Origin of the sequence: Muricoccus radiodurans (assembly GCF_050154705.1) — a bacterium.
Lineage (GTDB): Bacteria > Pseudomonadota > Alphaproteobacteria > Acetobacterales > Acetobacteraceae > Roseomonas > Roseomonas radiodurans.
On the sequence record NZ_CP189561.1, the window covers coordinates 3,565,661 to 3,588,428 of the forward strand.

Genomic DNA, 22,768 nt, shown 5'->3' on the forward strand with positions numbered 1-22,768 from the left:
CACTTGTTGCAATAGCGAACACGCGGCAGGATGGCCGCATGCGGATCGCCCTCATCCACGGCCTGCGCCACTCGCCCCCGCCGATCGAGGCCGCCTTCGCGCGCCTCTGGCCGGAGGCGGCCCTGATGAACCTGCTGGACGACAGCCTCTCCGCCGACCGCGCGCGCGACGGCGCGCTCACGCCCGCCATGACCGAGCGCTTCCTCACCCTCGCGCGCTACGCGGCCTCCACGGGCGCGGACGGCATCCTCTTCACCTGCTCCGCCTTCGGCCCTTGCATCGAGGCCTGCGCCCGCGCGCTCGCCCCCATGCCCGTGCTGAAGCCGAACGAGGCGATGATCGACGAGGCCGTCGCGATCGGCGGCCGCATCGGCCTTCTCACCACCTTCGGCCCCAGCGCGGAGAGCCTTCCGCCGGAATTCCCGCCCGGCGTGACCGTCGTCTCCAAGCTGGCCGAGGGCGCCCTCGCCGCGCTCGACCGGGGCGACACCACCACCCACGATCGGCTGGCCGCCGAGGCCGCCCAGTCCCTCTCCGATTGCGACGCGATCGCCCTCGGCCAGTTCAGCCTCGCGCGCGCGGCCCCGATGGTCGCGGCCGCTATCGGAAAGCCCGTGCTGACCACGCCGGACAGCGCGGTGCGGGCGCTGCGTCGGCGGTTGGGAGCCTGAGCAAGGCCGGGGGGAGGCATCCCCCCGGACCCCCTTCTTTTTCTTTCAGGCTGCCGCGGAGGGTGGAAACGGGGACACCCCATCTCCGAATGCCGCGGCAGCCTGATAGAAGAAGGAGGGGGTCTGGGGGAGTTCACTCACCCAGCCTTAACCCCGCCCCATCAAGTTCCAGCCGCAACACGATCGCGTCGCTGCCATCGGCGTAATACCGCCGTCTCCGTCCCACCTTCGCCGTGCCCGCCGCAGCATACAGTGCCCGCGCGGCGGCATTGGCCTCCGACACCTCCAGGAACAGGCAGGCCGCGCCGCGCCGCGCGGCCTCGGCGCTCGCCGCGGCCAGCAGGGTCGCGCCGATCCGCTGCCGCCTGGCGTCGGGATCCACGGCCAGCGTGAGCACCTCCGCCTCATCCTCCACGGCGCGGGCGAGGATGAAGCCCTCCGGCCCCTCCCCCGCCATCACGCCGAAGGCGCCGGGCATGGCCAGCATCGCGGTGATCGCGACAAGGTCCCAGCGCTCCGCGGGCGGGAAGGCGCGGGCGTGCAGTGCGGCCAGGTCCAGCGCATCCTCCCTTCGGGCCAGGCGCAGCAGAAGGTCTTCCCGCATCACGCCCCGTGGGAGGTGCGGACGTAAACCGGCTCCGCATACACGGGCGCCGCTGGCCGGCCGGGCCGCCCCTCTGCCAAGGCAAGCGCCACCAAGGCGGCGGCGTCCCGTGCCTCCGGCAACCGCGCATCCGACAACAACACGTCCGCGCCCCGCGCCAGCAGCCGCGCCGCCACCACCGGGGCCGCATCGCCTACTGTCACCACCGGACCGCCCGGAGCCGGAAGGCCCGGCTCGTCGAAGAGCCCGGGCTCCTCCCCCGGCCGCTCCAGCACCACGCGCCCGCGCCCGGCCGTGGTGGCGGACCACACGGCCCGCCCCGCCGCCTGCCACTCCGGCAGCGCCGCTGCCAGCGCCTCCCCGGTCGTCACGCCGAGGCAGGGCACGCCCCATCCCGCCGCCAGCCCCTGGGCGAGCGCGATCGCCGCCCGCAGCCCGGTGAACCCACCAGGCCCCACGACCACCGCCACCGCATCCGCCGGCCCCGGAGAGGCCGCCAGCACCTCCGCCGCCAACGCCGGCAGCGCGGCCGGCTGCCCGCGCGCGCCGTCCCGCCGCGCCTCCGCCACCACGACGCCGTCCTGCAGCAGCGCGGCCGAGGCCCGGGCCAGCGCACCGTCCAATCCGATCACCCGCATGGCCCCGCCTTACCCTGCCGCCCCGGCGGAAACCATCACCGCCGCGCCGCGAAGAAGCCGCGCAGCAGCGCCGCGCTCTCCGTCTCCCGCACGCCGCCCACCACCTCCGGCACGTGATGGCAGGACGACGCCGTGAAGATCCGCGCCCCGTGGTCCACCCCGCCGCCCTTCGGGTCATAGGCGCCGAACACCACCCGCCGGACCCGGAAGAAGGACGCGGCCTGCGCGCACATCGGGCAGGGCTCCAGCGTCACCCAGAGCGTCGCATCCGCCAGCCACTTGTCCCCGCGGAGGTCTGCCGCGGCGCGCAGCGCCAGCATCTCCGCATGGGCGGACGGATCGTGCCGCGCCTCCACCTCGTTCCCCGCGCGCGACAGCACGACGCCCGACACATCCGTCACCACCGCGCCCACGGGCACCTCCCCGCGCGCCGCCGCCGCCCGCGCTTCGTCCAGCGCGGCCTCCATCGGGCTCCCCGCCTCCTGCAACAGAACTCTCCGCATTGCCCCTGGCCGCCGCGACCACCCGGGGTCTATCAACCCACCCCATGACCACGCGACCCCTCATCGGCGTCACCCTCGATGCCGAATCCCCCGGCGGCTACTCGAAGCTGCCCTGGTACGCGCTGCGGCAGAACTACTTCTCCGCCATCACCGCCGCCGGCGGCCTGCCGGTCGCCCTCCCGCACGAGCCCGAGCTCGCCGGCGCCTATCTCGACCGCATCGACGGCCTCCTCGTCACCGGCGGCGCCTTCGACGTGGACCCCGCCCTCTACGGCGGCGGCCCGATGCACGCGACCGTCACGCTGAAGCAGGGCCGCACCGCCTTCGAGTTGGCGATCCTCCGCGGCGCCCTCGCCCGGGACCTCCCCGTCCTCGGCATCTGCGGCGGCGAGCAGCTCCTGGCGGTCGCGCTCGGCGGCACCCTCATCCAGCACATCCCGGACAGCGTCCCAGACGCCCTGCCGCACGAGCAGCCCAACCCCCGCACCGAGCCCGGCCACGCGGTGGCCCTGACCCCCGACACCCTCCTGCACCGCATCGTCGGCGCGGAGCGGATGGCCGTGAACTCCGCCCACCACCAGGCCGTGGACAGGCCGGGTCAGGGCGCCGTGGTCAACGCCCGCGCCCCGGATGGCGTGGTCGAGGGCCTGGAGCACCCGGGCTACCGCTTCTGCCTCGGCGTCCAGTGGCACCCGGAATACGCCGTGGACCCGCGCGACCAGGCGATCCTGGACGCCTTCGTGACGGAGTCCGCCCGCCGCCCGGACCGCCGCGCCGCCGCGTGACCCAACCGCCGGTCCAGTCCCCGGAGCGAATCGCCGCCGCCCCGCCGCCCGTCCCTGCCGAGGCCCCCGCCGCCGGACCGGCCACGTCCAAGGTCTCCCTCCGCATCACCATGGCGGGGGCGCTGCTGACGATGCTGCTCGCCGCCCTCGACCAGAACATCGTCAACACCGCCCTGCCGCGGATGGTGGGCGACCTCGGCGGCATGGCGCACCTCTCCTGGGTGGTGACCGCTTTCATGCTCGCCTCCACCGTCACCACACCGCTCTACGGCAAGCTGTCGGACCTCTACGGCCGGCGCAGCCTCTTCCTCGTCGCCATCCTCGTCTTCCTGGCGGGCTCCCTGCTCAGCGGCGCCGCCCAGTCCATGGGCCAGCTCATCGCGTTCCGGGCCCTGCAGGGCCTCGGCGCCGGCGGACTTCTCGTGCTCGCCCAGGCCTCGGTCGGGGACGTCGTCTCCCCGCGGGAGCGCCCCCGCTACCAGGGCCTCTTCACCGGCACCTTCGCCCTCGCCAGCGTCGCGGGGCCGCTGCTCGGCGGCTTCATCACCCAGGCCCTTTCCTGGCGCTGGGTCTTCTACGTGAACCTGCCGATCGGGGCCGTCGCCCTCTTCCTCATCCTCACGGGCCTGCCGCGCAGCACGCCCCGCGCGGCGCGCCCGCTCGATCTGATCGGCACCCTCCTCCTCGCCTGCGGGACGGCCGCCCTCCTCCTTCTCCTCGCCTGGGGAGGGGTGGAGTTCGCCTGGCTCTCGGCTCCCACGGCCGGGCTCGCCCTGCTGACCCTCGTCCTCCTCGCCCTCTTCCTCCGGCAGGAGCGGCGCGCGCCGGACCCGCTCATCCGCCTCGCCCTCTTCCGCAATCGCGTCTTCGCCCGCGGCGTGGGGGTCGGGGGCATGATGACCTTCGCCATGCTCGGCTCCACGGTCTTCCTGCCCCTCTACTTCCAGCTCGTCCTCGGGATGACGCCGGCGCAGGCGGGGATGATGGTGCTGCCGCAGGTGGTCGGGATGGTGTTCTCCTCCATCATCGGCGGCCGGATGGTCTCGCGCCTCGGCCGGAACAAGGCCTTCCTCCTCGCCGGGCTGGGGCTGGAAGCGGCGGCCCTCGCCGGCCTCGGCCTCTTTGCCTGGACCGCCGCGCCGCCCGCCCTCTTCCTCGTCGCCATGGGTGCGCTCGGCCTCGGCATGGGAATGGGCATGCCGAACCTCACCACGGCCGTGCAGAACGCGGTGGCGCACAAGGAGCTCGGCGCCGCGACCGGCGCCATGACCTTCGTCCGCTCCCTCGGCGGCGCGGTGGGCGTCGCGGTCTCCGGCGCCGTCATGGCCTCCCGCCTCGCCGCCGGGCGGGACCGCCTGGCGGGGGTGGACATGGAAGCCGTGGTGCGCGGCGGCGTCCGCGCCATGGCCTCCCTGACGCCGGAGCAGCACGGGCTGGTCGCCGATGCCTACCGCACCGCCCTGACCGGCTGCTTCGCCCTCAGCGGCGTGGTGATGACCGCCGCCTTCCTGCTCGTCCTCGGCCTGCCCGAGCAATCTCTCCGTGACGCCGTCGAGGACGCCCCATGACCGAAGAGGCCGATTCCCCGCGCGGCGAGCGCATCGCGAAGTGGCTGGCCCGCGCCGGCATCGCCAGCCGCCGCGACGCCGAGGCGCTGATCGCCGAGCGCCTCGTCGCCCTCAACGGCCGCATCGTGGAGACCCCGGCCACCTTCGTCGCGGACGGCGATACGGTGATGGTGCGCGGCCAGCCCGTCGCCACCCCGCAGCCCACGCGCCTGTTCCGCTACCACAAGCCCGACGGCCTCGTGACGACGCACAAGGACCCGCAGGGCCGCCCCACGGTCTTCGATGCCCTTCCCGCCGCCCTGCCGCGCCTCGTCTCCGTCGGCCGCCTGGACCTGACGAGCGAGGGTCTGCTCCTCCTGACCAATGACGGAGAGCTGGCCCGCCGCCTGGAGCTCCCCTCCAACGGCTGGCTCCGCCGCTACCGCGTCCGCGTCTTCGGCAACGTGGACGAGAAGCAGCTCGCCTACCTCGCCCGCGGCATCACCGTGGACGGCGTCTCCTACGGCCCCATCGAGGCCGGGCTCGACAGCCGCAAGGGCGCCAATGCCTGGCTGACGGTCTCGCTGCACGAGGGCAAGAACCGCGAGATCCGCCGCGTGATGGCCCACCTGAACCTTTCGGTGACGCGCCTGATCCGCGTGGCCTACGGCCCCTTCCAGCTCGGCACCCTGCCCAAGGGCGCGGTGGAGGAGGTGAATGCCAAGATCATGCGCGACCAGCTCGGCATCGGCACCGCCCCCCGCATCCAGCGCGGCGTGGACCGCACCCCCGCCCCGCCCGACGCCACCCCGCCGCGCGCCCGCCCGCCCCGAGCCCGCCGCGCCGGCGACCCGCATCGCACGCCCTGGGGGGCGAAGCCGCGCAGCGGGAAGGAATGATGGTTCCGTCCGGCGACTCTGGGGGAGAGAAGGAATTCTCTCCCCCAGACCCCCTGTCATCTCGTTTTGTCTGGCTGCCGCGCGATCCGTCGATGGGCTCTCCCCTCTCCGCCTTCCGCGGCAGCCAGACAGAAGAAGATGAGGGTGGGGGGCTGGGGGAGGGAGAATTCCTTCTCCTTCCCCCATGGCCGCCCTCACGCCCATGAGGATCGTCGCCGGCCGCTTCCGCGGCCGCGCCCTGGCCGCCCCGCCGGGCGCCGCCACCCGCCCCACCGCGGACCGCGTCCGCCAGGCCCTGTTCGACCAGCTCTGGCACGCCCCCTGGGCCGGCCGCGCCCTGATCAATGGGGCGACAGTCCTGGACGCCTTCGCCGGCACCGGCGCCCTCGGCCTGGAGGCCCTCTCCCGTGGCGCCGCCCGCGTCACCTTCATCGAGCGCGACCGTGCTGCCCTCGCCGCCCTCCGCGCCAACATCGCCGCCCTGAAGATCGGCCCGGAGGCACGCATCCTCCCCGCCGATGCCCTCCGCCCCCCGCGGGCGGAAGCCCCCTGCACCCTGCTCTTCCTGGACCCACCCTACGGCCAGGAGCTCGGCCCGGCCGCCCTGGCGGCCCTTGCGGCGGGCGGCTGGATCGCCCCCGCCGCCCTCGCCTGCCTGGAGGTCGGCCGGGACGAGTCGTCTCCCGCTCTCCCTGGATGGGAGCTCCTGGCCGAACGTGGCCACGGCGCGGCCCGCATGCTCATCCTGCGCGCGGAGCAGGCCTTCACCACCTCTTAACCGGTGCGCGCTCTCGATAGTGCGAGCGGCAGTGCTATGCTCCGCGCCTCCCGATCGGACCGGCCTGATGAACAGCCCCTCCGCCGACGCCCCGGGGCCGGCTACTCTCCACACGACCAGCATCACCCCGACGCAGCGCCGCGCGGCGACGATCCTGCTCGCCGCCACCGGGGTCGCGACGCTCCTCCTGCTCCCCTTCGCGGATCATGTCTCGCCCGTCTTCCCCGGCTTCGTGCTGATCAACCAGACGGCGCTCGTGATCGCCCACGCCCTCTCGGCCCTCGTGCTCTTCGCCCAGTTCCGCCGGGGCGGGGCGATGCCGCTGCTGCTGGCGGCCGGCGGCACGCTCTACACGGCGGCCATCGTCCTGCTGCAGCTCCTCTCCTTTCCCGGCGTGATCGCCGGCGGCCGCATCCTGGGAGCAGGTCCGGAGACGACGACTTGGCTCTGGACCTTCTGGCACATCGGGCCGCCGCTCTGCGCCCTCGCCTATGCCCTCACCCTGCGCGCAGCGCCGGTTGCGCCGGACCGGATCGGCATGGCCGCCGCGCTCGGGGCCTTGGGTGCTCTCGCCCTCGCGGGCGGGGCGGCGGCGGTCGCCACCCTGGGCCTGCCCTGGCTGCCGCATCAGGTCACCGGGGATGACTATGCCGCCCTCACCACCTCGGGCGTCGGGCCGGCGGTGCAGCTCCTCACGGTCGTCGCCCTCGTCGCGGTGTGGCGCGCGACCCGCGGCCGCCGCACCGTGCTGGAGCTGTGGATCGCGGCCGGCCTCGCCCTTCTGATCCTCGACAACCTCCTCACCATGGCCGGCGGCGCCCGCGCCACGATCGGCTGGTATGCCGGCCGGGTGGAGGCGCTGGTCTCCGCCTTCGTGATCCTCTGGGCCTACCTGCACGAGGTGGACGCCCTCCGCGCCCGCGCCGAGGCCGCGGCGGAGGAGGTGGCCCGCGCCGAGGCCGCCCTCCGCCAGGCCCAGCGGATGGAGGCGGTCGGCCAGCTCACCGGCGGCATCGCGCACGACTTCAACAACATCCTCATGGTGGTCGGCAGCGGGCTGGAGATGATCCGCCGCCGCCCCGGCGACGAGGCGCGCGTGGTCCGCAGCGCCGAGGCCGGGCTGGAGGCGGTGGCGCGCGGTGCCCGCCTGACCCGCCAGCTCCTCACCTTCGCCCGCCGCAAGGACCTGCGGCCGGAGACGGTGAACCCGAACGCGCTCCTCCTCGACTTCGAGCCCCTGCTCCGCCGCGCGGTGGGGGAGGCGGCGCGCCTCGACCTCGATCTCCACCCCGGCCTGAACCCCGCCAGCCTCGACCGCAGCGAGTTCGAGGCCGCGGTGTTGAACCTTGTCGTCAACGCGCGCGACGCGGTCGGCCCCGGTGGCCGCATCGCCGTGACCAGCCGAAACGCCACCCGCACGGCCGAGGAGGCCGGCGCTGACCCGCCCGGCGAATCCCTCCCCGCCGGCGGCTACGCCGTCATCACGGTAGCGGATAACGGGCCGGGCATGGACGAGGCGACCCTCGCCCGCGCCTTCGAGCCCTTCTTCACCACGAAGGAGTTCGGCCGCGGCTCCGGCCTCGGCCTCGCCCAGGTCTATGGCTTCGCCCGCGCGGCGGGCGGCATCGCCCGCCTCCGCTCCCGCCCCGGCGCGGGCACGACGGTCGAGCTCTGGCTTCCCTGGTCCGCCTCCGAGACCCCCGCCGCCGCGGCGCCGGCCCGCGGCCCCGCCGCCGCGCTCCGTCGCGCCACGGCGGGCGAGACCGTGCTCGCGGTGGAGGACGAGCCCGCCGTGCTCGCCGCCGCGGTCGAGAGCCTCGCCGATCTCGGCTACCACGTCCTCCCCGCCCGGGACGCGGCCGAGGCGCTGGAGCACCTGCGCGGCGAGGAGCGCGTCGACGTACTCTTCTCCGACGTCGTGATGCCCGGCGGGATGAACGGCGTGCAGCTCGCGGTGGAGGCGCGGCGCCTGCGCCCCGGCCTGCGCGTCGTCCTCACCTCCGGCTACACGAACGAGGCGCTGGCCGGGCAGCACGGCGTCCCCGCCGACGTGCCCGTCCTGGCCAAGCCCTATCGTCGGGAGGACCTCGTCCGCCTCCTCGCGCCGCAGGCGGCGATGCGGGCCTGAGCGGCGGGCCGCTTCGGCCGCAGGATCAGCCGCGCGCCGTCCCGCGCCGCCGCTGCACCGCCACGTGGTCCACCAGGGCGCGGAGCTTCGGCGCGAGGTTCCGGCGGCTGGGAAAATAGAGGAAGAAGCCCGGGAAGCTCGGGCAGTAGTCCTCCAGCACGGGCACCAGTTCGCCCCGCGCCATCCAGGGACGGAACGTGTCCTCCATCCCGAAGGTGAGCCCGGCGCCGGCGCAGGCCATGCGGATCATCAGCCACATGTCGTTGGTGGTGACCTCGGGCTCCACCGCCACGTCGAACTCGCGCCCGTCCTCCCCGAACTCCCAGCGATAGGGCGCCGTGCCGGGCGCGCGGCGCCAGCCGATGCAGCGATGGGCCGGCAGGTCCCGCGGATGCGCCGGCACGCCGGAGCGGGCGAGATAGGCGGGGGATGCGACCACCAGCTGGCGCTGGCGGTCCGACACGGGCACCGCGACCATGTCCTGGGCGATGACCTCGCCCAGCCTGACACCGGCGTCATAGCCCTCCGCGACGATGTCGAACTCCACGTCCGTCACGACGACGTCCAGCCGGATCGCGGGGTGCGCTTCGAGGAAGGACGCGAGCAGCGGGCCCGAGAGGAACTCCTCCGCGATGGAGGAGACGGCGAGGCGGAGCAGGCCGCTCGGCCGGTCGTCCCGGTCGCTCGCGTTCGTCATGGCAGTGCGCAGGTCGGCCAGGGCGGGCGCGACGTCGCCGAGAAGCCGCTCGCCCGCCTCCGTCAGGCTCACGCTGCGGGTCGTGCGGCGCAGGACCGCGAGGCCCAGCCCATCTTCCAGCCGGCGGATGGCCTGGCTCACCGCGGGACGGGTGACGCCCAGCCGTTCGGCCGCGATGCGGAAGCTTCGTGCCTCTGCCACGGCGACGAAGGCGATCAGGACATTCAGGTCCATCCGCACTGGTAAGCAGGACTTACCAGACCATGCAAACGGGAGCCGATTATCACGCCAATCCGGCTGCCTTACCTCCACGCCCGGCCACGGGACCCTCGTCCCGCTCGCGAAGGAGAGAGACCATGGACAAGGTCGTGCTGATCACCGGCGCGTCGAGCGGCATCGGCGAGGGCGTCGCCCGCGAACTCGCCGCGGCCGGCGCGAAGCTCCTGCTCGGTGCGCGCCGCACCGATCGCCTGGATGCGCTGACCCGGGAACTGAACGCGCAGGGAGGCACCGTGCTGAGCCGGCGGCTGGACGTCACCGACCGTGCGGATGTCGCGGCCTTCGCCGCCGCGGCGCGCGCGGCCTGGGGCCGTGTGGATGTCATCGTCAACAACGCGGGCGTCATGCCGCTCTCGCTCATGGCCTCCATGAAGGTGGAGGAGTGGGAACGGATGGTCGACGTGAACATCAAGGGCGTGCTCTACGGCATCGCCGCCGTGCTACCGGAGATGACGGCGCGCGGTTCCGGCCACGTCATCAACATCGCCTCGATCGGCGCGCTGGCCGTCTCTCCCACGGCCGCCGTCTACTGCGCGACAAAGTTCGCGGTGCGCGCCATCTCGGACGGGCTGAGGCAGGAGAGCCGGGCGCTGCGCGTGACCTGCATCCATCCCGGCGTGGTGGAGAGCGAGCTGGCCGACACCATCACCGACCCCGCGGCGGCGGAGGCGATGCGGTCTTACCGGGCGGTCGCGCTGAAGCCCGACGCGATCGGCCGCGCGGTGCGCTACGCGATCGAGCAGCCGGCGGATGTGGACGTGAACGAGATCGTCGTGCGCCCCACGGCGGCCGGCCACTAGGCGGGACGGCGGTCGTCAGCGGATCAGGAATATTCCTGCGCGGCATCGGCGGGCGCGGCAAGGTGGTCCTCCCACCCCCGCGCCTCATCCCCCAGCGTGACGCCGAGCCGCGCATAGAGCTCGGTCAGCCGCCGCTCATACGCCGCCCCGCTGAACAGCGCCGCCCGCTGTCGCCCGACATGGGAGAGGTGGTCGCGCAGCTCCGGATCATTCTCCAGCGCCCGGATCCCCTCCACCATGGCGCGCACGTCATAGGGATTCACCTTCACCGCCGCGTCCCCCACCACCTCCGGCAGGGAGGAGTTGTTGGAGGTGAGCACCGGCGTGCCGAGGCTCATCGCTTCCAGCACCGGCAGGCCGAAACCCTCGTACAGGGACGGGAAGAGCACCGACTTCGCCCCGCGGATCAGGGAGACGAGCAGCCGGAACGGCGCGTAGTCCAGCAGCACCAGCCGCTCCTGCACGCGCTGCTGCTTCAGCAGCCGCAGCTCCTCCTCGCTCTTCCAGGCCTGCTTTCCCAGGATCACCAGCGGCGTCTGCACGCCGGAGACGAGATGCGCCTCGATCAGCCGTGCGAGGTTCTTCTTCGGCTCGATCGCCCCGAAGAACAGGTGGTAGCCGCCCCACTCCAGGCCGAAGGCGCCGCGCACCTCGTCCCGCGCCTGGTCCTCCGGCTTCGTGGCGATGTGCGGCGGCAGCTCCACCGCCTGATAGGTGTTCGTGACCCTGTCCGGATGGGCGCCGAGCAGGTTGATGATGTCGGACCGCGACGCCTCGCTCACGGTCACGATGTGGTCGGCCTGATCCACCAGCATCTTGCAAAGGCGATAGTAGCGCCGCTTGTGGTCCAGCGTGGTGAAGGGCAGCCGCAGCGGCACCAGGTCGTGCATCGTGTAGATGTTCGGCACGCCGGGGATGCGCAGCGCCAGCGGATAGGTCCAGTGCGCGACCGTCGGCTTCCGCCCGACCGCGACCGGCAGGAGTTGCGCGCGCATCTTGAAGCGGTTGTGCGCGCGGTTGAACAGGTCCTCGATGTTCCACAGCCGGTCGAAATGCGGCATGCGATAGGTGTAGACGTCCGTCACCACCTGCCCCGTGACCGGGATCGCCGCCGCCCGCTCCCGCATGCCGGCGAAGACCGTGCGGCGGAAGCGGCGCAGCCGCCGGCGGAAGGTCATCCGCTCGATCGCCGGGTCGTCGAAGAAGGCCACCTCGCGCAACAGGTCGGGCCAGTCCGGGTTGACGTGCCGGCCGTAGAGCACGTCCACCTCCGCCCCCATCGCGCCGAGGCGATAGGACAGGTTGCGCGCATAGGTCGACACGCCCGTGCCGTGCTCGAGCGCCAGGTTGAAGCCGTCGATCAGGATGCGGGGCGCCATGCGCCGCACCCTACCCGCACCGCACGCGCGGGGCGAGGCGCGGAGCGGCGGCTTCCCGCCGGACGCCGTCGTCGCCCGCCTCCGCTACGGCTTCCCTCCAGGCCATCGCGACCGATCGGCCGGCGCCCCTGGCGCCGCACCTGCCTCGACGGCATGGTCGCCCCGCAACGGAACGGAGCACGGCGTGTCTGGCGGACGGGATGAGGAGGTGCGCGCCCTTCGGCGCGCCGGCGACGCCGCCCGCGATGCCCGCCGCTGGGCGGAGGCCGCCGCCGCCTATGGCGAGTACCTCGCCCGCCGGCCGGATGACCGCGGCATCCTCGTCCAGCGCGGCCACGCGCTGAAGGAATCCGGCGACCCGGAGGCGGCGCTCGCGCTCTACCACCAGGCCGCCGCGATGGCGCCCGGGGATGCCGACATCCACGTCCAGATCGGCCACGCGCTGAAGCTCCTCGGCCGTCTCGCTGAAGCCCTGGACGCGTATGGAAAGGGCGTCGTCGCTGATCCCGGCGCGCGCCATGCCTGGGAGGAGTGGCGCGCCCTCTCGGCGCGCGCCGCCATCCCACGGCGCCCCGCCGGAACCCTGCTGGACCTCTCGGACCTCCTCTCCTGGCACGGCACGCACCGCACCCCCAGCGGCATCCAGCGCGTGCAGTCGGAGATCGCGGCCGCCGCCCTGGCCGGCGCGGCGCCGGTGACGCTCTGCGCCATGCCGCCGGGCGGCCGGGGCTGGCGCGCCCTGCCCGTCGCCGCCTTCCTCCGGCTTCGCCATCTCTCCCACGCCCCGGCGGGGGATGACGCGGATTGGCAGCACACGCTCGGTGCCATCGGCGCCTGGCTCGATCGCGCGCCGGACCTCGTCTTCGCGCCGGGGGACCTGCTGGTGACCCCGGGCAGCGCCTGGTGGCTGCCCGAATACCCGGTGGCCCTCCGCGCGGCCCGCGCGGCCGGGCTGCGCCATGTCCCCGTGCTGCATGATTGCGGCCCGCTGGTCCTGCCGGACACGGACCCCGCTGCCCGGCGCGACTTCGCCCGCTGGTTCGAGACGCTGCCGGTCCTGGCGGACGGCGTGATCGCCGTGTCCCAGGCCACGGCCGCCGACTTCCGCCGGCTGATGGCCCGCCACCTGCCGGACGCCCCCGTCCCGCCCGTCGCCGTGGTCACCCCGGACGGATGGACCGAGCCGCCCGCCGCCCCCGCCCCGCTCCCCGCCGCGGAGGCGCCGGGCGTCCTCGGCGGCGCGCTCGGCGCGCTGGGCCTGCGGCGCCCGGCCGCGGTCACGGCCGCCCATCCGGACCTCGCGCCCGGGGAGCCCTTCGTGCTGTTCGTCGGCAGCCTGGAGCCGCGGAAGAACCACGCCCTCGCCTTCGCCGCCTGGCAGCGCCTCATCGCACGGCGGGGCGCCGCGGCCACGCCGCGCCTCGTCCTGGCCGGACGCCGCGTCGAGGGAGACGAGGCCGCGATGGCCGTGCTGGAGGAGGACCCGGCCCTCGCCGGCCGCGTCACCCTTCTCCCCGGCCTCGACGACGCCGCGGTCGGGCGCCTCTACGCCGCCTGCCTCTTCACCGTGTATCCCAGCCGGCACGAGGGCTGGGGCCTGCCCGTCTCGGAATCCCTCGGCCATGGCAAGGTGGCGGTGGTGCCGGAGGCGTCCGCCCTCGTGGAGAGCGGCCGCAACGGCGCCGTCTTCTTCGTCGCCGGCAGCGCCGAGGACCTCGCCACCACCGTCGAGAGCCTCCTGCCCGAGGCCGCCCGGGTCGCGGCGGAAGCCCGCATCCCGCCCCGCGGCGGGCTGCGCGACTGGTCCGCTGTCGCCGCCGACCTCCTCGCCGCCGCGCGTCGGCTCACCGGGCCGGAGCACGAGGCCGGCGCCCCCCTCCTGCCTCTGCTGGCGGAAATCCCCCTCGCCCGCGGGACGACGCCGGATCCACGGCCCGAGGCCGTCCTGGCCGCGGCCCTCCCCGAGGGCGCGGGCTGGGGTCCGCCCGCCCCGGACGGGCTCTGGTCCCGGCGCGGCCCCGCCGCCCTCCGCTTCCGCGTGGAGGAGCACGGACCGCTCCGCCTGCGCCTCTCCGTCACCGTTCCTCTCGGCGCACGGCCCCACCTGGCGCTCCGGCGCGCGGGCGCGGAGGAGGTGCTCGCGGAGTGTCTCACCCCCGGCCCCGCTGAACTCGCGCTGGAGATCGGGCAGGGTGGCCCGGAACTGGAACTCACCCTGGATGGTCCGCTGGGGCGTCTGGCGGACGGGCGCGAGGCCGGATTAGGGCTGCACGCGATCGGCCTGATGCGCGGCCACTCGCTCGCGGAACGCATCGCCTATCTGGAGGCCCGGACCCTCGTTCCACTGATCCCAGAGGGCTGAGGCCGCGCTCGCCGCTGCGGGGCCCGTTCCGGGTTCCTCGGCCAAAGCGTCGGCTTACAGAATGGAGGTCCAGGAACCTAAGGTTCCTGGCGGAAGGGGTCTGGGGAAGGCAGAGCCTTCCCCAGAGGCCACAGGCCCCGCCCTTACTGGAACACCCGCGCCGACAGCGCCGTCTGGTAGATGAGCTGCAGCACGTCGCGGGTGATCTGGAACAGCTTCGGGTCCAGCCGCGGCAGGGCGATCAGCTCGTCGCCCGGGCTCGGGCCCACGGAGGGGCTCAGGACCAGCTCGCCGCTCGCCTTGCGGATCATGATGTGCCCGAGGCTGCCGCGCTGGGTGAAGCCGCCCGCCCGGTTCACGTAGTCCTCGACCGTCAGGTTCGGACGCCACAGCACGGCCTGGGGCGAGGTGACCTCGCCGGCCACCAGCACGGTCTCGGACCGCTCGGGGATCACGACCGTGTCGTTGTCCTCCAGCCGCGTGTCGGTGCAGCGGCCCTGGCCGTCCATCACCACCAGCCGCCCTTCGGGCTGCACCCGCCGCGCCCGGGAGATGTACTGGGCGACGAGGGTCGCCTCCTGGCTGCGGATCTCCGCGACGCCCGTGGTGGTGGAGGTGGCGGTGAAGAGCTGCCGCTCCAGCCGGTCCAGCGTCTCGTTGATGGTGCGGAGCTGCTGGGCGGCGATGCGGGACCGCAGGATGAAGACGGACCGCGTGTCGGCCATGGCCGGGTCCACGGCCACGTGGTCCAGCAGCTGGCACAGCCCGATGTCGCGGTCGGCGATCAGCACGGACGGCCCGATCCGGCTGCCCTCGATGTTCACGCGCACCGTCTGGGCGGGGGCATCGGTGATGAAGCTCACCACGTCCTGGTCCAGCAGGGAGATGCGGCGCAGCTCCGCGACGGTGGTGTAGCGCGACCAGGGCTGGCTGTTCCGGGTGCCGCGCACCACGACATTCGTCGCGGAGGGCAGCGGGGCGGCGAGCTGGATCAGCTCCTCCCCCGACATGGCGCGCCCCGGCACCTCGAAGAGGTAGTTGTTGCGGATCGCCCCGTCGGCGGAGACGAGGGCGCCCTGGGCCGCGACGACGATCGTGTCGCCCTCCTGGAACTGGAAGGGCGCCAGGCGGCCGGTCAGCAGGAAGGGATAGAGGTCCACCTGCTGCACGCTGCGGCCGCCGCGCTGGATCTGGATGTTCCGGTAGGAGCCGCGCGCCGGGTCCACGCCGCCCGCGCGCTGGAGGTAGTCCAGCACGCTGTCGGCGCCGCTGCCCGCGTGCCGCCCCGGCGTGCGCACGAAGCCCGTCACGAAGACGCCGACCCGGTTGGTGTTCAGCAGCACCGAGTAGACCTGCACCTGCTGAGTGTAGATCCGGCGCACCTCGGCCTCGACCACGCGCTGCAGGTCGCCGGCGCGAGTGCCGGCGATCCGCACCGGGCCGATCGAGGGCAGGAAGAGGTTGCCGTCCGCGTCCACCTGGCCGAGCGCCTCGGACTCGACCGCGCCCCAGACGCGGATCGACACGCGGTCGCCCACGCCGATGCGGTAGTTCGGGTTCGGCGTGTCCGTGATCGTGGTGGCGGCGCGGGTGAAAAGGCTGGCGCCGAACACGGTCTGGGACGGGCCGGGCCGCCGCGCCGGCTCGCCGAGCGGCCCGGAGACGACGGGACCGCCCTCGGCCTCCGTCGTGGTGCCGACGCGGGCGGTGGGCGTGGTGTCCGGCAGGAGCGACGCGGCCGAGGCGGGGGTCCCGGCGGGCGCGGTCAACCGCCCGGGCGTCGGGCCCACCACGGGCTGCTCCGGGAACTGGGCGCGCACGGGCGCGGCGAGCAGCCCCGACAGGAGCAGGACCGCGCCGAGCAGGCCGGCGGCCCTGCGGAAGGGCCGGAACGGGGCGGTCATCGCGCGCGGGAACTCAGGACGCATGCTCTCGGAATCCGGACAGCAGGAGGGTGCCAATGCCGTACATGACCAGCAGCACGGCGAAGATCGTGCCGAGGGTGAAGGCCGCCTTCGGGTACTGGGCGGTCTCGGCCCGCCGCGGCTCGACGACCCGGGCGAGGTAGAGCTGCTGCCGCGCCACGTCGACCCGCGCCGCCTCCAGGCCGGAGGTGGCGGAGCCGAGCTGGCGGTCGGCGAACTCCCGCTCCAGCATCAGCCGCTCGTAATCGGCCAGGCGCTGGGGCAGGACGGCCTCCCCGGTGGTCAGGCGGCCGCGCTCCTCGACGATCTGGCGTTCCATCGTGGCGATGCGGTTGCGCAGCGTCGCGACCTGCGGGTTGTCGGCGCGGAGGTAGAAGGACTTCTCGGCCAGCTCGGCGCGGGTCGCGGCCAGGGTCGCCTCCAGGCGGGAGACGTTGTCGAGGTTGGCGGCCGCTTCCCGCGTGGGATCCAGGGCGCGCTCGTTCTGGCGGAACTGGGTCAGCGCCTCCCGCGCCGCGACCACCCGCGCCTCGGCCCGCTGCAGCTCGGTCCGGGCGGTGCCGAGCGTGTCCTCGCGCTGGCGGGCGCTGAGGCGGTTCACCAGCGCCTCGGAGGCCCGCAGCAGGGCCTCGGTCACCGCCTCCGCGTCCTCCGCCCGGAAGGCGCGGACCTGCAGGGTCACGGAGCCGGACTCGGAATCGAGGTCCGCCGCCACCATCCGGTTGTAGTAGCGCAGCAGCGCCTCGGACGAGGGGTTCTCGTCCTGCAGCCGGGCCAGGAAATCGGCCTCCGGCCGGCGCCAGATGGCGATCAGGTCCACGGCCGGCGAGATGGCGCGGATCGCGTCGCCCGAGCGGAGGAAGTCGCGCACCGCCATGGATTCCGCGGCCGCCGCCGTGAAGCCGGAGGCGCTCAGCATCTCGCTCATCGGCCCAGATCCGCCGGCACCGCCGGCGCGGCCGGGACCGCGGATGAGGACCCGCGCCTCGCTCGCGTACTGGCCGGCCGCGACGCCGTAGTAGTAGCCGGCGGCGATCAGCACGGGCAGCACGACGCAGAGCAGCAGGCCGCGCCAGCGCCGCAGCTTCTGCATGAGCCGGGAGGGGCGCCGCGCCGCGGCGGCCCCGACGGGCGTGGAGACCGGCTCGCCCGGCTCAAAGGCTTTGATAGACGGCGATACCTTCATCGAGATCCTCGTACAGCTCGAGCAGGCCGTTCCGGAGCACGACGGCGGTGCGGCAATACTGCCTGATATGTTCGGCGAAGTGCGACACCATTAACAATGATGCATTCCCCAGGCGGTTCTCCAACATATCCTGGCAGCGCTGGACGAAGCGCTGATCACCGGCCGAGATAATCTCGTCCACGAGGTAGCAGTCGAATTTCACGGCGAAGGACAGCCCCATCAGGAGCCGTCCCATCATCCCGGCGGAGTAGGTCCGCACGGGCTCGTAGAAGTACTGCCCGATCTCCGCGAAGGACTGCACGAAGTCGAGCGTCTCGGCGATGTCCTGGCCGTAGATGCGGGCGATGAAGCGGGCGTTGTCGGCCCCGCTCAGGCTGGCCTGGAGGCCGAAGCCGGAGCCGAGCGGCCAGGAGACCGACATCTCCCGCCGCACCCGGCCGCGGGTCGGCATCTCCACCCCCGCCAGCACGCGCATGAGGGTGGACTTGCCCGCGCCGTTGCGGCCGAGGATGCCGACATGGTCGCCGCGCTCGATCACCGCGTTGATGCCGCGCAGGATGTCCCGCCGGCCGCCGCGCACGGGATAGGACTTCCAGACGTCCTCCAGGATCAGCATCGGAACCTGCCCGGGGCCGGGGCCAGGGTTGGCGACGGCGGCGTCATCGCGGGCGCCTCAGAAGATGTCGAGCTTGCGGCGCGCCCCGCGCAGGGCCGCGAGCCCCAGCAGGTTCACCACCAGCGTGCACCAGGTGACGTAGCCCAGGTCGAAATAGGAGACGAGCCGGTCGCCGAACATGCCCTCCCGGATCGCCTCGTGGACATGGACCAGCGGGTTCCAGAGAAGGATCTCCCGGAAGCGGGCCGGCAGCCAGGCGAGCGCGTAGAAGGCGCCGGAGAGGGGCATCATGAGGTAGGTGACCGGATGCACCAGTCGCTCCACCCCGTCCCAGCGGGCACTGGCCGCGGCGAGCATCATCGACAGCCCGTGGGAGAGGAAGAAGGACAGCCCCATCGAGAGGAGGATCAGCCCCATGTTGTCCGGCACGATCTCGAAGAAGGCGGCCGTGACGCCGACGATCATGATGATGACCCCGAGCACCGAGGCCGCCTCGAGGATGTTGCGGGCCATGATGACGTCGAAGGGCGTCACCTGCCGGTGGAAGAGCAGCGTCAGGTTGGCGTGCAGGGCGCTCGTCGCGCGGTTGACGATCGCGCGGAACATGAAGAACGGCACGTAGCCGACGATCGAGAACAGGAAGGGGTTGATGCCGCCCGGCAGGTGCTGGCCGTGCGCCATGTGGATCACGGCCACCATCAGCCCGAGGAAGAGCGGCTCGAAGAACAGCCACAGGAAGCCCATGTTGTGGCGGCCGAAACGCGTCTGCATCTCGCGCAGCACGAGGGCGCCGATGACGCGCCGCTGCGCCGCCAGCGCCGCCGGCAGCCACCAGCCGCGCGAGATGCCGCCCGGCGGACCGGCCGGGGGTGCCGGAACGCCGGCGAAGCTCACGCGCCGTCTCTCACGGGCGGGCCACGGCGCCGCCGCGGAGCAGCGGACGCGCCGCGACCCAGCCCTGGCGCGGATCGTTGCAGTAGAGCGCGCCCGGCGCCCCGCCCGGGGCCGAGGCGTTGCCGAACTGGAGTTCCCGGCACTCCCGGCCGGAGCCGGCATTGTAGGTGCGCGCCAGCTGCACGGTGACGACGCGGCCGCTATCGGGCAGGGCGACCGTCTCCATCTGGCCCGGCTGGGCGCGGCCGGCGAAGGCGGCCAGCGGGTCGGCGGGGCGGGCCGGCAGCACCACACCGGTGGCCGGCGGCGGGGAGACCGGCGCCTCCCCCAGGCCGAGCGGGTTCCACCAGGTCGTGTCGTTCACCCCCTGGGCACAGCCGCCGAGCGCGAGGGCGCCCAGCAGCACAAGAGGACGCAGCACGACCTGAACAGCCGGGACGGCCTGCAGCCGGGCTCCCGGGGAAGTGGCTCGCTTCATAGGCAAGGTTTACCCTACCGCACCGCAGCAAGCAAAAACGACGAATGGCATCCCCTCCACCGCCGCTGGCCTTTCCCCCGGCCACGCTCAGCCGCTGGCCTCATCTGCCCGCCTTCTGGCCGGAGCGGAAGACGGTGGCCGCGGGAACCCGCGGCTCGGTGCTCGTTCTTCCGGAGGATGTGGCCGCTCCGCCCGGGACGGCGGTGCTGCGCTTCGCCCTCGGTCCCTTCGCGCCGCCGCGCTTCGGGGAGCGGGATGCGCCAGTCCTCCTGCTCACGCAGGACGCGCCGCCCCTCTTCCCGGAAGAACTCGAGGAGTGCATCGCTCCGGCCGCCGCCGCCGGGCTGCCGGGTGGGGAGGAGCTGGCCGCCCTGCTCGCCCGCAGCCGGGCGGCCGATCCCTTCGTCCGCGGCCCCATCACCCGGGCGGCAGCGCTGGAGATGCTGGTGGCCTGGCGGGCGGCGGAGCGGGAGAACCGCTCCATCGCCGTCTGCCTCGGCCTGTCCCGCTGGAAGCGCGGACCGGTGGCGTCGCTGCTGGCGCACGGGGCCGGCGGCCCGGCCTTCGTGCCCCGGGAGGAGGAGGCCGTCCGGCAAGCGCGGGCGGCTGACGGGGCGGTGCTCGCCTGGGCGGCCGACATGCCGCCCGCGCGTGCCGCGGCGATCCGGGCCCAGGGGGTCGGGCTGCGGCTGCTGGAGGACGGGTTCATCCGGTCCCGCGGGCTCGGGGCGCGCTTCCTGCCCGGCGCCTCCTACTGCCTCGACGAGGGCGCGCACTACGATCCCGGCCAGCCCTCCGGGTTGGAGGCGCTGCTCCAGCGGGGCGGCTTCCCCCCCGCGCTGCTCGCGCGGGCGGCGGCGCTGCGTCAGGCGATCGTCCGGCGCGGCGTCACGAAGTACAACTTGGCCGCGGGCGGCGCCCTGCCGCCCATCCCGCCCGGCCGGCGCGCCGTGCTGGTGCCGGGACAGGTGGAGGACGACGCCTCCATCCGCCGCGGGGCCGACCGGGTCCGGACGAATCTCGACCTGCTCCGCGCCGTCCGCGCGGCGGAGCCGGACGCCTTCATCCTCTACAAGCCGCACCCGGACCTGGAGGCGGGGTATCGCCGCGGCCGGCTCCGCGCCCGGGACCTGGAGGGGCTGGCGGACCACGTCGTGACGGGCGTGCCGCTGCCGGCCCTGCTGCCGCAGGTCGCGGCCGTCCACACCATGACCTCCCTCTCGGGCTTCGAGGCGATCCTCCGGGACGTCCCGGTCACCACCTGGGGCCGCCCCTTCTACGCGGGCTGGGGGCGCACGACCCATCGCGGCGCCCCCTTCCCCGAGGGCCGCCGCGGCGTGGAGCGGAGCGTGGAGGAGCTCGTGGCGGCGGCGCTGATCCTCTATCCCCGCTACATCGACCCGGTGACGCGGCTGCCCTGCCCGGTGGAGGTGGTCCTGGAACGGCTGGAGGACCCCTCGGCCTGGCGCCCCGCCCCTCTCACCCTGCACCGGGGGCTGGAGGGGTGGGTGCGCCGCGGGCTCACGCGGCTGGCGGGGTGGCGATGAGCGGGATCCTCCTCACCGGGGCGTCCCGCGGGCTGGGGGCGGCGCTGGCGCGGCGGCTCGCGGCCCCGGGGGTGACGCTCGGCCTGATCGCCCGGTCCGAGGCCGGGCTGCGCGAGACCGCCGCCGCCTGCGAGGCCCGCGGCGCCGCCGTCCGGATCGCCCCGCTGGACGTGCGGGACGCGGCGTCAATGGCGCGCACCGTCCACGCCTGGGACGCCGAGGTCCCGACAAGCCTTGTCATCGCCAATGCCGGCATCTCCGCCGGCACCCGGCCCGGCGGGGCGCCCGAGACGACAGGCGACGCGGTCGCGCAGGTCTCGGTGAACCTGCTGGGGGCGATGCACCTGGTCGGGCCGCTGCTGCCGGCGCTGCGGGCGCGGCGGGCCGGGCGGATCGGGCTGGTCGCCTCGCTCGCGGCCTTCCGCGGCCTGCCCGACAGCCCGGGCTACTGCGCCTCCAAGGCCGGGCTCTGGGCCTGGGGGGAATCCCTGCGCGCGGGGCTGCTCCGGAGCGGGGTCGGCGTCACCCTCCTCGCGCCCGGCTTCTTCGACAGCGCCATGGGCGCGCGCTGGGAGGGGAAGCGGCCCTTCTCCCTGTCCACCGACGCGGCCGCGGCGCGCTGCGAGCGGGCGCTCCGCGCCGGGCGTGCCGCCGACGCCTTTCCCTGGCCGCTGCACCTCGGGCTGCGGCTGCTCACGGTGCTGCCAGCCCCGCTCGCCGATCGCGGGGCGCGGCTGATGCGCTTCCGCGTGCGAGAGGAAGAGGAGCGGCCGTGATCGGGAAGGCTGGGGGAAGGAATTCCCCCAGACCCCCTTCTCTTTTTGTCAGGCTGCCGCGGGCCATTGGCCGACGGGGCCGCGACCCGCGTACGGAAGGCTCAAGGCCCCGGGCCCGGTCCCTCGGCCTGCCCGGCGGGCCAGGTGAGCGCGGGCAGCCGCGCCACGGGGATGCGGGCGACCGACAGGCTGCGGTCCTCCAGCGTCAGGGGCACCTCCAGCTGCGGCGGCTCGCCCTCGGCCGGCGGGCGGGCGAGCATTCCCACCACCCGCCGGGCCAGGGCGGCGCTGCGGGCGGGGATGAGGCCGGCATTCGCCAGCGCGTCCACCACCGCCTCGGCCCCCGCCAGCTTCAGCGTGCCGGCCCCCATGGGCTGGAGCGCGTCGTCCAGCGCGACGGTCGCGGCCGCCTGCGCGTTCGCGGGGCCCCAGCGCAGGTCCAGGCGGCGGATCTCCAGCGTGCCGCCAGCGTCGCGCCAGGCCTCGGCCCGGTTCGTGGGGGACCGCCCGGCGGGCAGCGGGCCGGTCAGGTTGGCTTCCAGCGCCGCCTCCTGGATGCTCCGGCCGAGCGGGCCGTTGGATGGCAGCATGATGGCCCGCGCGCTCCCCTCCAGCCGGATCGCCGCCTCGCCCTCGATCGCGGTGGAGCGGCTATCGAACTCGAGTGTCGCGCTCCCCACCTCCACGCCGCCAGCCTCGGTGCCGATGCGCAGGCGGCTGGTCTCGAAGCTGCCGCCCCGGGGCAGGACATAGGGCTGGAGCGGCAGGCGGCCGGCCAGGCGGTCGGCGGCGAAGGGCAGGTCCAGCGTCCCCAGCCGCAGCCGCTGCGGGCCGCCGGCGCTGATGTGCAGCGTATCCAGCCGCGGCAGCGCCACGCGGAGCGTGACCGCCCGGGCCGTCCAGTCCAGCCCGCCCGGCACCGTCGCCCCGCCGCCGGAGAGACGGAAGTCCGGAAGGCGCAGCGTGGCCGAGAGCGGCCATCCCCCACGGGTCGGCGTGCCGTGCTCGATCCGCCAGCCCTGGGCGCGGCGGGCGGCGGCCCAGGCGTCGAAGCCGGACTGAAGCCGGGACGACATGGTATTCCAGAGGATCGTGTGGCCGCCCGCCAGGACCACGAGGAGCAGGACCAGCAGCAGGGCGAGCCGGCCAGGGCTCAGCCAGCGGGGCCGCGGCCGGGCCGGGGAACGGGAGGGGGCGGAAGCGGTCACGCGCGCGATATGGGCGGGTCCGTTCTGCGAGTCCATCACGGCTTCACGGTTTCGATACCGGGGTGGGG

General features: G+C 74.1%; 21 protein-coding genes. 10 read left to right on the plus strand and 11 right to left on the minus strand.

Annotated elements, in window-relative coordinates; translation table 11 throughout:
• Positions 1-38: 38 nt before the first annotated feature.
• Positions 39-671, plus strand: coding sequence for an aspartate/glutamate racemase family protein (locus ACP6CK_RS16925; RefSeq protein ID WP_426954471.1), 633 nt, complete (start codon positions 39-41; stop codon positions 669-671).
• A gap of 133 nt (positions 672-804) precedes the next feature.
• On the opposite strand, the gene ACP6CK_RS16930 is transcribed toward ACP6CK_RS16925, so the two are convergent.
• Genes ACP6CK_RS16930 through ACP6CK_RS16940 form a run of 3 tightly spaced genes read right to left on the minus strand, consistent with a single transcriptional unit; the run spans position 805 to position 2,380 of the window.
• Positions 805-1,275: a GNAT family N-acetyltransferase gene (locus ACP6CK_RS16930; RefSeq protein WP_426954472.1), complete on the minus strand. Its 471-nt coding sequence runs from the start codon at positions 1,273-1,275 to the stop codon at positions 805-807.
• Positions 1,275-1,913 carry a tRNA (adenosine(37)-N6)-threonylcarbamoyltransferase complex dimerization subunit type 1 TsaB gene (gene tsaB, locus ACP6CK_RS16935; protein WP_426954473.1) on the minus strand — a complete coding sequence of 213 codons (639 nt, stop codon included), beginning with the start codon at positions 1,911-1,913 and terminating at the stop codon, positions 1,275-1,277. The genes ACP6CK_RS16930 and tsaB overlap by 1 nt, the downstream gene beginning before the upstream one ends.
• A 35-nt stretch (positions 1,914-1,948) precedes the next feature.
• Complete coding sequence (locus tag ACP6CK_RS16940) at positions 1,949-2,380, minus strand: nucleoside deaminase (protein WP_426959930.1); 432 nt, start codon at positions 2,378-2,380, stop codon at positions 1,949-1,951.
• An 80-nt stretch (positions 2,381-2,460) separates the two neighbouring features.
• Between ACP6CK_RS16940 and ACP6CK_RS16945 the strand changes: the two genes are divergently transcribed.
• From ACP6CK_RS16945 to ACP6CK_RS16965, 5 genes are all read left to right on the plus strand, one after another.
• Entirely contained in the window at positions 2,461-3,201 is a 741-nt protein-coding gene (locus ACP6CK_RS16945) for a gamma-glutamyl-gamma-aminobutyrate hydrolase family protein (RefSeq protein ID WP_426954474.1), read from the plus strand.
• On the plus strand, positions 3,198-4,769 hold the full coding sequence (locus ACP6CK_RS16950) for an MDR family MFS transporter (RefSeq protein ID WP_426954475.1): 1,572 nt from the start codon (positions 3,198-3,200) through the stop codon (positions 4,767-4,769). The genes ACP6CK_RS16945 and ACP6CK_RS16950 overlap by 4 nt, the downstream gene beginning before the upstream one ends.
• Entirely contained in the window at positions 4,766-5,647 is an 882-nt protein-coding gene (locus ACP6CK_RS16955; RefSeq protein ID WP_426954476.1) for a pseudouridine synthase, read from the plus strand. Before ACP6CK_RS16950 ends, ACP6CK_RS16955 begins: the two co-directional genes overlap by 4 nt.
• 202 nt (positions 5,648-5,849) lie before the next feature.
• Positions 5,850-6,425, plus strand: a complete 576-nt coding sequence (gene rsmD, locus ACP6CK_RS16960; RefSeq protein ID WP_426954477.1) for a 16S rRNA (guanine(966)-N(2))-methyltransferase RsmD — start codon at positions 5,850-5,852, stop codon at positions 6,423-6,425.
• 67 nt (positions 6,426-6,492) lie between these two features.
• Complete coding sequence (locus tag ACP6CK_RS16965; protein ID WP_426954478.1) at positions 6,493-8,553, plus strand: MASE4 domain-containing protein; 2,061 nt, start codon at positions 6,493-6,495, stop codon at positions 8,551-8,553.
• 25 nt (positions 8,554-8,578) lie between these two features.
• Here ACP6CK_RS16965 and ACP6CK_RS16970 read toward each other — a convergent pair whose 3' ends face one another.
• Entirely contained in the window at positions 8,579-9,484 is a 906-nt protein-coding gene (locus tag ACP6CK_RS16970; protein WP_426954479.1) for a LysR substrate-binding domain-containing protein, read from the minus strand.
• A 122-nt stretch (positions 9,485-9,606) separates the two neighbouring features.
• On the opposite strand from ACP6CK_RS16970, the gene ACP6CK_RS16975 reads away from it, so the two are divergent.
• Entirely contained in the window at positions 9,607-10,329 is a 723-nt protein-coding gene (locus ACP6CK_RS16975) for an SDR family oxidoreductase (protein ID WP_426954480.1), read from the plus strand.
• A 23-nt stretch (positions 10,330-10,352) separates the two neighbouring features.
• On the opposite strand, the gene ACP6CK_RS16980 is transcribed toward ACP6CK_RS16975, so the two are convergent.
• Positions 10,353-11,708 carry a glycosyltransferase family 4 protein gene (locus ACP6CK_RS16980; protein WP_426954481.1) on the minus strand — a complete coding sequence of 452 codons (1,356 nt, stop codon included), beginning with the start codon at positions 11,706-11,708 and terminating at the stop codon, positions 10,353-10,355.
• Between ACP6CK_RS16980 and ACP6CK_RS16985 the strand changes: the two genes are divergently transcribed.
• On the plus strand, positions 11,707-14,070 hold the full coding sequence (locus ACP6CK_RS16985) for a glycosyltransferase (RefSeq protein ID WP_426954482.1): 2,364 nt from the start codon (positions 11,707-11,709) through the stop codon (positions 14,068-14,070). The genes ACP6CK_RS16980 and ACP6CK_RS16985 overlap by 2 nt on opposite strands.
• 143 nt (positions 14,071-14,213) lie before the next feature.
• Here the strand turns inward: ACP6CK_RS16985 and ACP6CK_RS16990 are convergent, their stop codons facing one another.
• Genes ACP6CK_RS16990 through ACP6CK_RS17010 form a run of 5 tightly spaced genes read right to left on the minus strand, consistent with a single transcriptional unit; the run spans position 14,214 to position 19,112 of the window.
• Positions 14,214-15,998: a polysaccharide biosynthesis/export family protein gene (locus ACP6CK_RS16990; RefSeq protein ID WP_426954483.1), complete on the minus strand. Its 1,785-nt coding sequence runs from the start codon at positions 15,996-15,998 to the stop codon at positions 14,214-14,216.
• A complete protein-coding gene (locus tag ACP6CK_RS16995) occupies positions 15,988-17,181 on the minus strand; it encodes a capsule biosynthesis protein (protein ID WP_426954484.1) in 1,194 nt (397 codons plus the stop codon). The genes ACP6CK_RS16990 and ACP6CK_RS16995 overlap by 11 nt, the downstream gene beginning before the upstream one ends.
• Positions 17,150-17,797, minus strand: a complete 648-nt coding sequence (locus ACP6CK_RS17000) for an ABC transporter ATP-binding protein (RefSeq protein WP_426954485.1) — start codon at positions 17,795-17,797, stop codon at positions 17,150-17,152. Before ACP6CK_RS17000 ends, ACP6CK_RS16995 begins: the two co-directional genes overlap by 32 nt.
• A 57-nt stretch (positions 17,798-17,854) precedes the next feature.
• Positions 17,855-18,691 carry an ABC transporter permease gene (locus ACP6CK_RS17005; RefSeq protein WP_426954486.1) on the minus strand — a complete coding sequence of 279 codons (837 nt, stop codon included), beginning with the start codon at positions 18,689-18,691 and terminating at the stop codon, positions 17,855-17,857.
• A 10-nt stretch (positions 18,692-18,701) separates the two neighbouring features.
• Positions 18,702-19,112 carry a DVU3141 family protein gene (locus ACP6CK_RS17010; protein WP_426954487.1) on the minus strand — a complete coding sequence of 137 codons (411 nt, stop codon included), beginning with the start codon at positions 19,110-19,112 and terminating at the stop codon, positions 18,702-18,704.
• A 101-nt stretch (positions 19,113-19,213) separates the two neighbouring features.
• On the opposite strand from ACP6CK_RS17010, the gene ACP6CK_RS17015 reads away from it, so the two are divergent.
• Positions 19,214-20,716 carry a hypothetical protein gene (locus tag ACP6CK_RS17015; RefSeq protein WP_426954488.1) on the plus strand — a complete coding sequence of 501 codons (1,503 nt, stop codon included), beginning with the start codon at positions 19,214-19,216 and terminating at the stop codon, positions 20,714-20,716.
• Positions 20,713-21,492 (plus strand): SDR family NAD(P)-dependent oxidoreductase, encoded by a 780-nt coding sequence (locus tag ACP6CK_RS17020; protein WP_426954489.1) that lies wholly within the window; start codon positions 20,713-20,715, stop codon positions 21,490-21,492. The genes ACP6CK_RS17015 and ACP6CK_RS17020 overlap by 4 nt, the downstream gene beginning before the upstream one ends.
• A gap of 101 nt (positions 21,493-21,593) precedes the next feature.
• On the opposite strand, the gene ACP6CK_RS17025 is transcribed toward ACP6CK_RS17020, so the two are convergent.
• A complete protein-coding gene (locus ACP6CK_RS17025) occupies positions 21,594-22,736 on the minus strand; it encodes a DUF2125 domain-containing protein (protein WP_426954490.1) in 1,143 nt (380 codons plus the stop codon).
• Between the last annotated feature and the right edge of the window lie 32 nt (positions 22,737-22,768).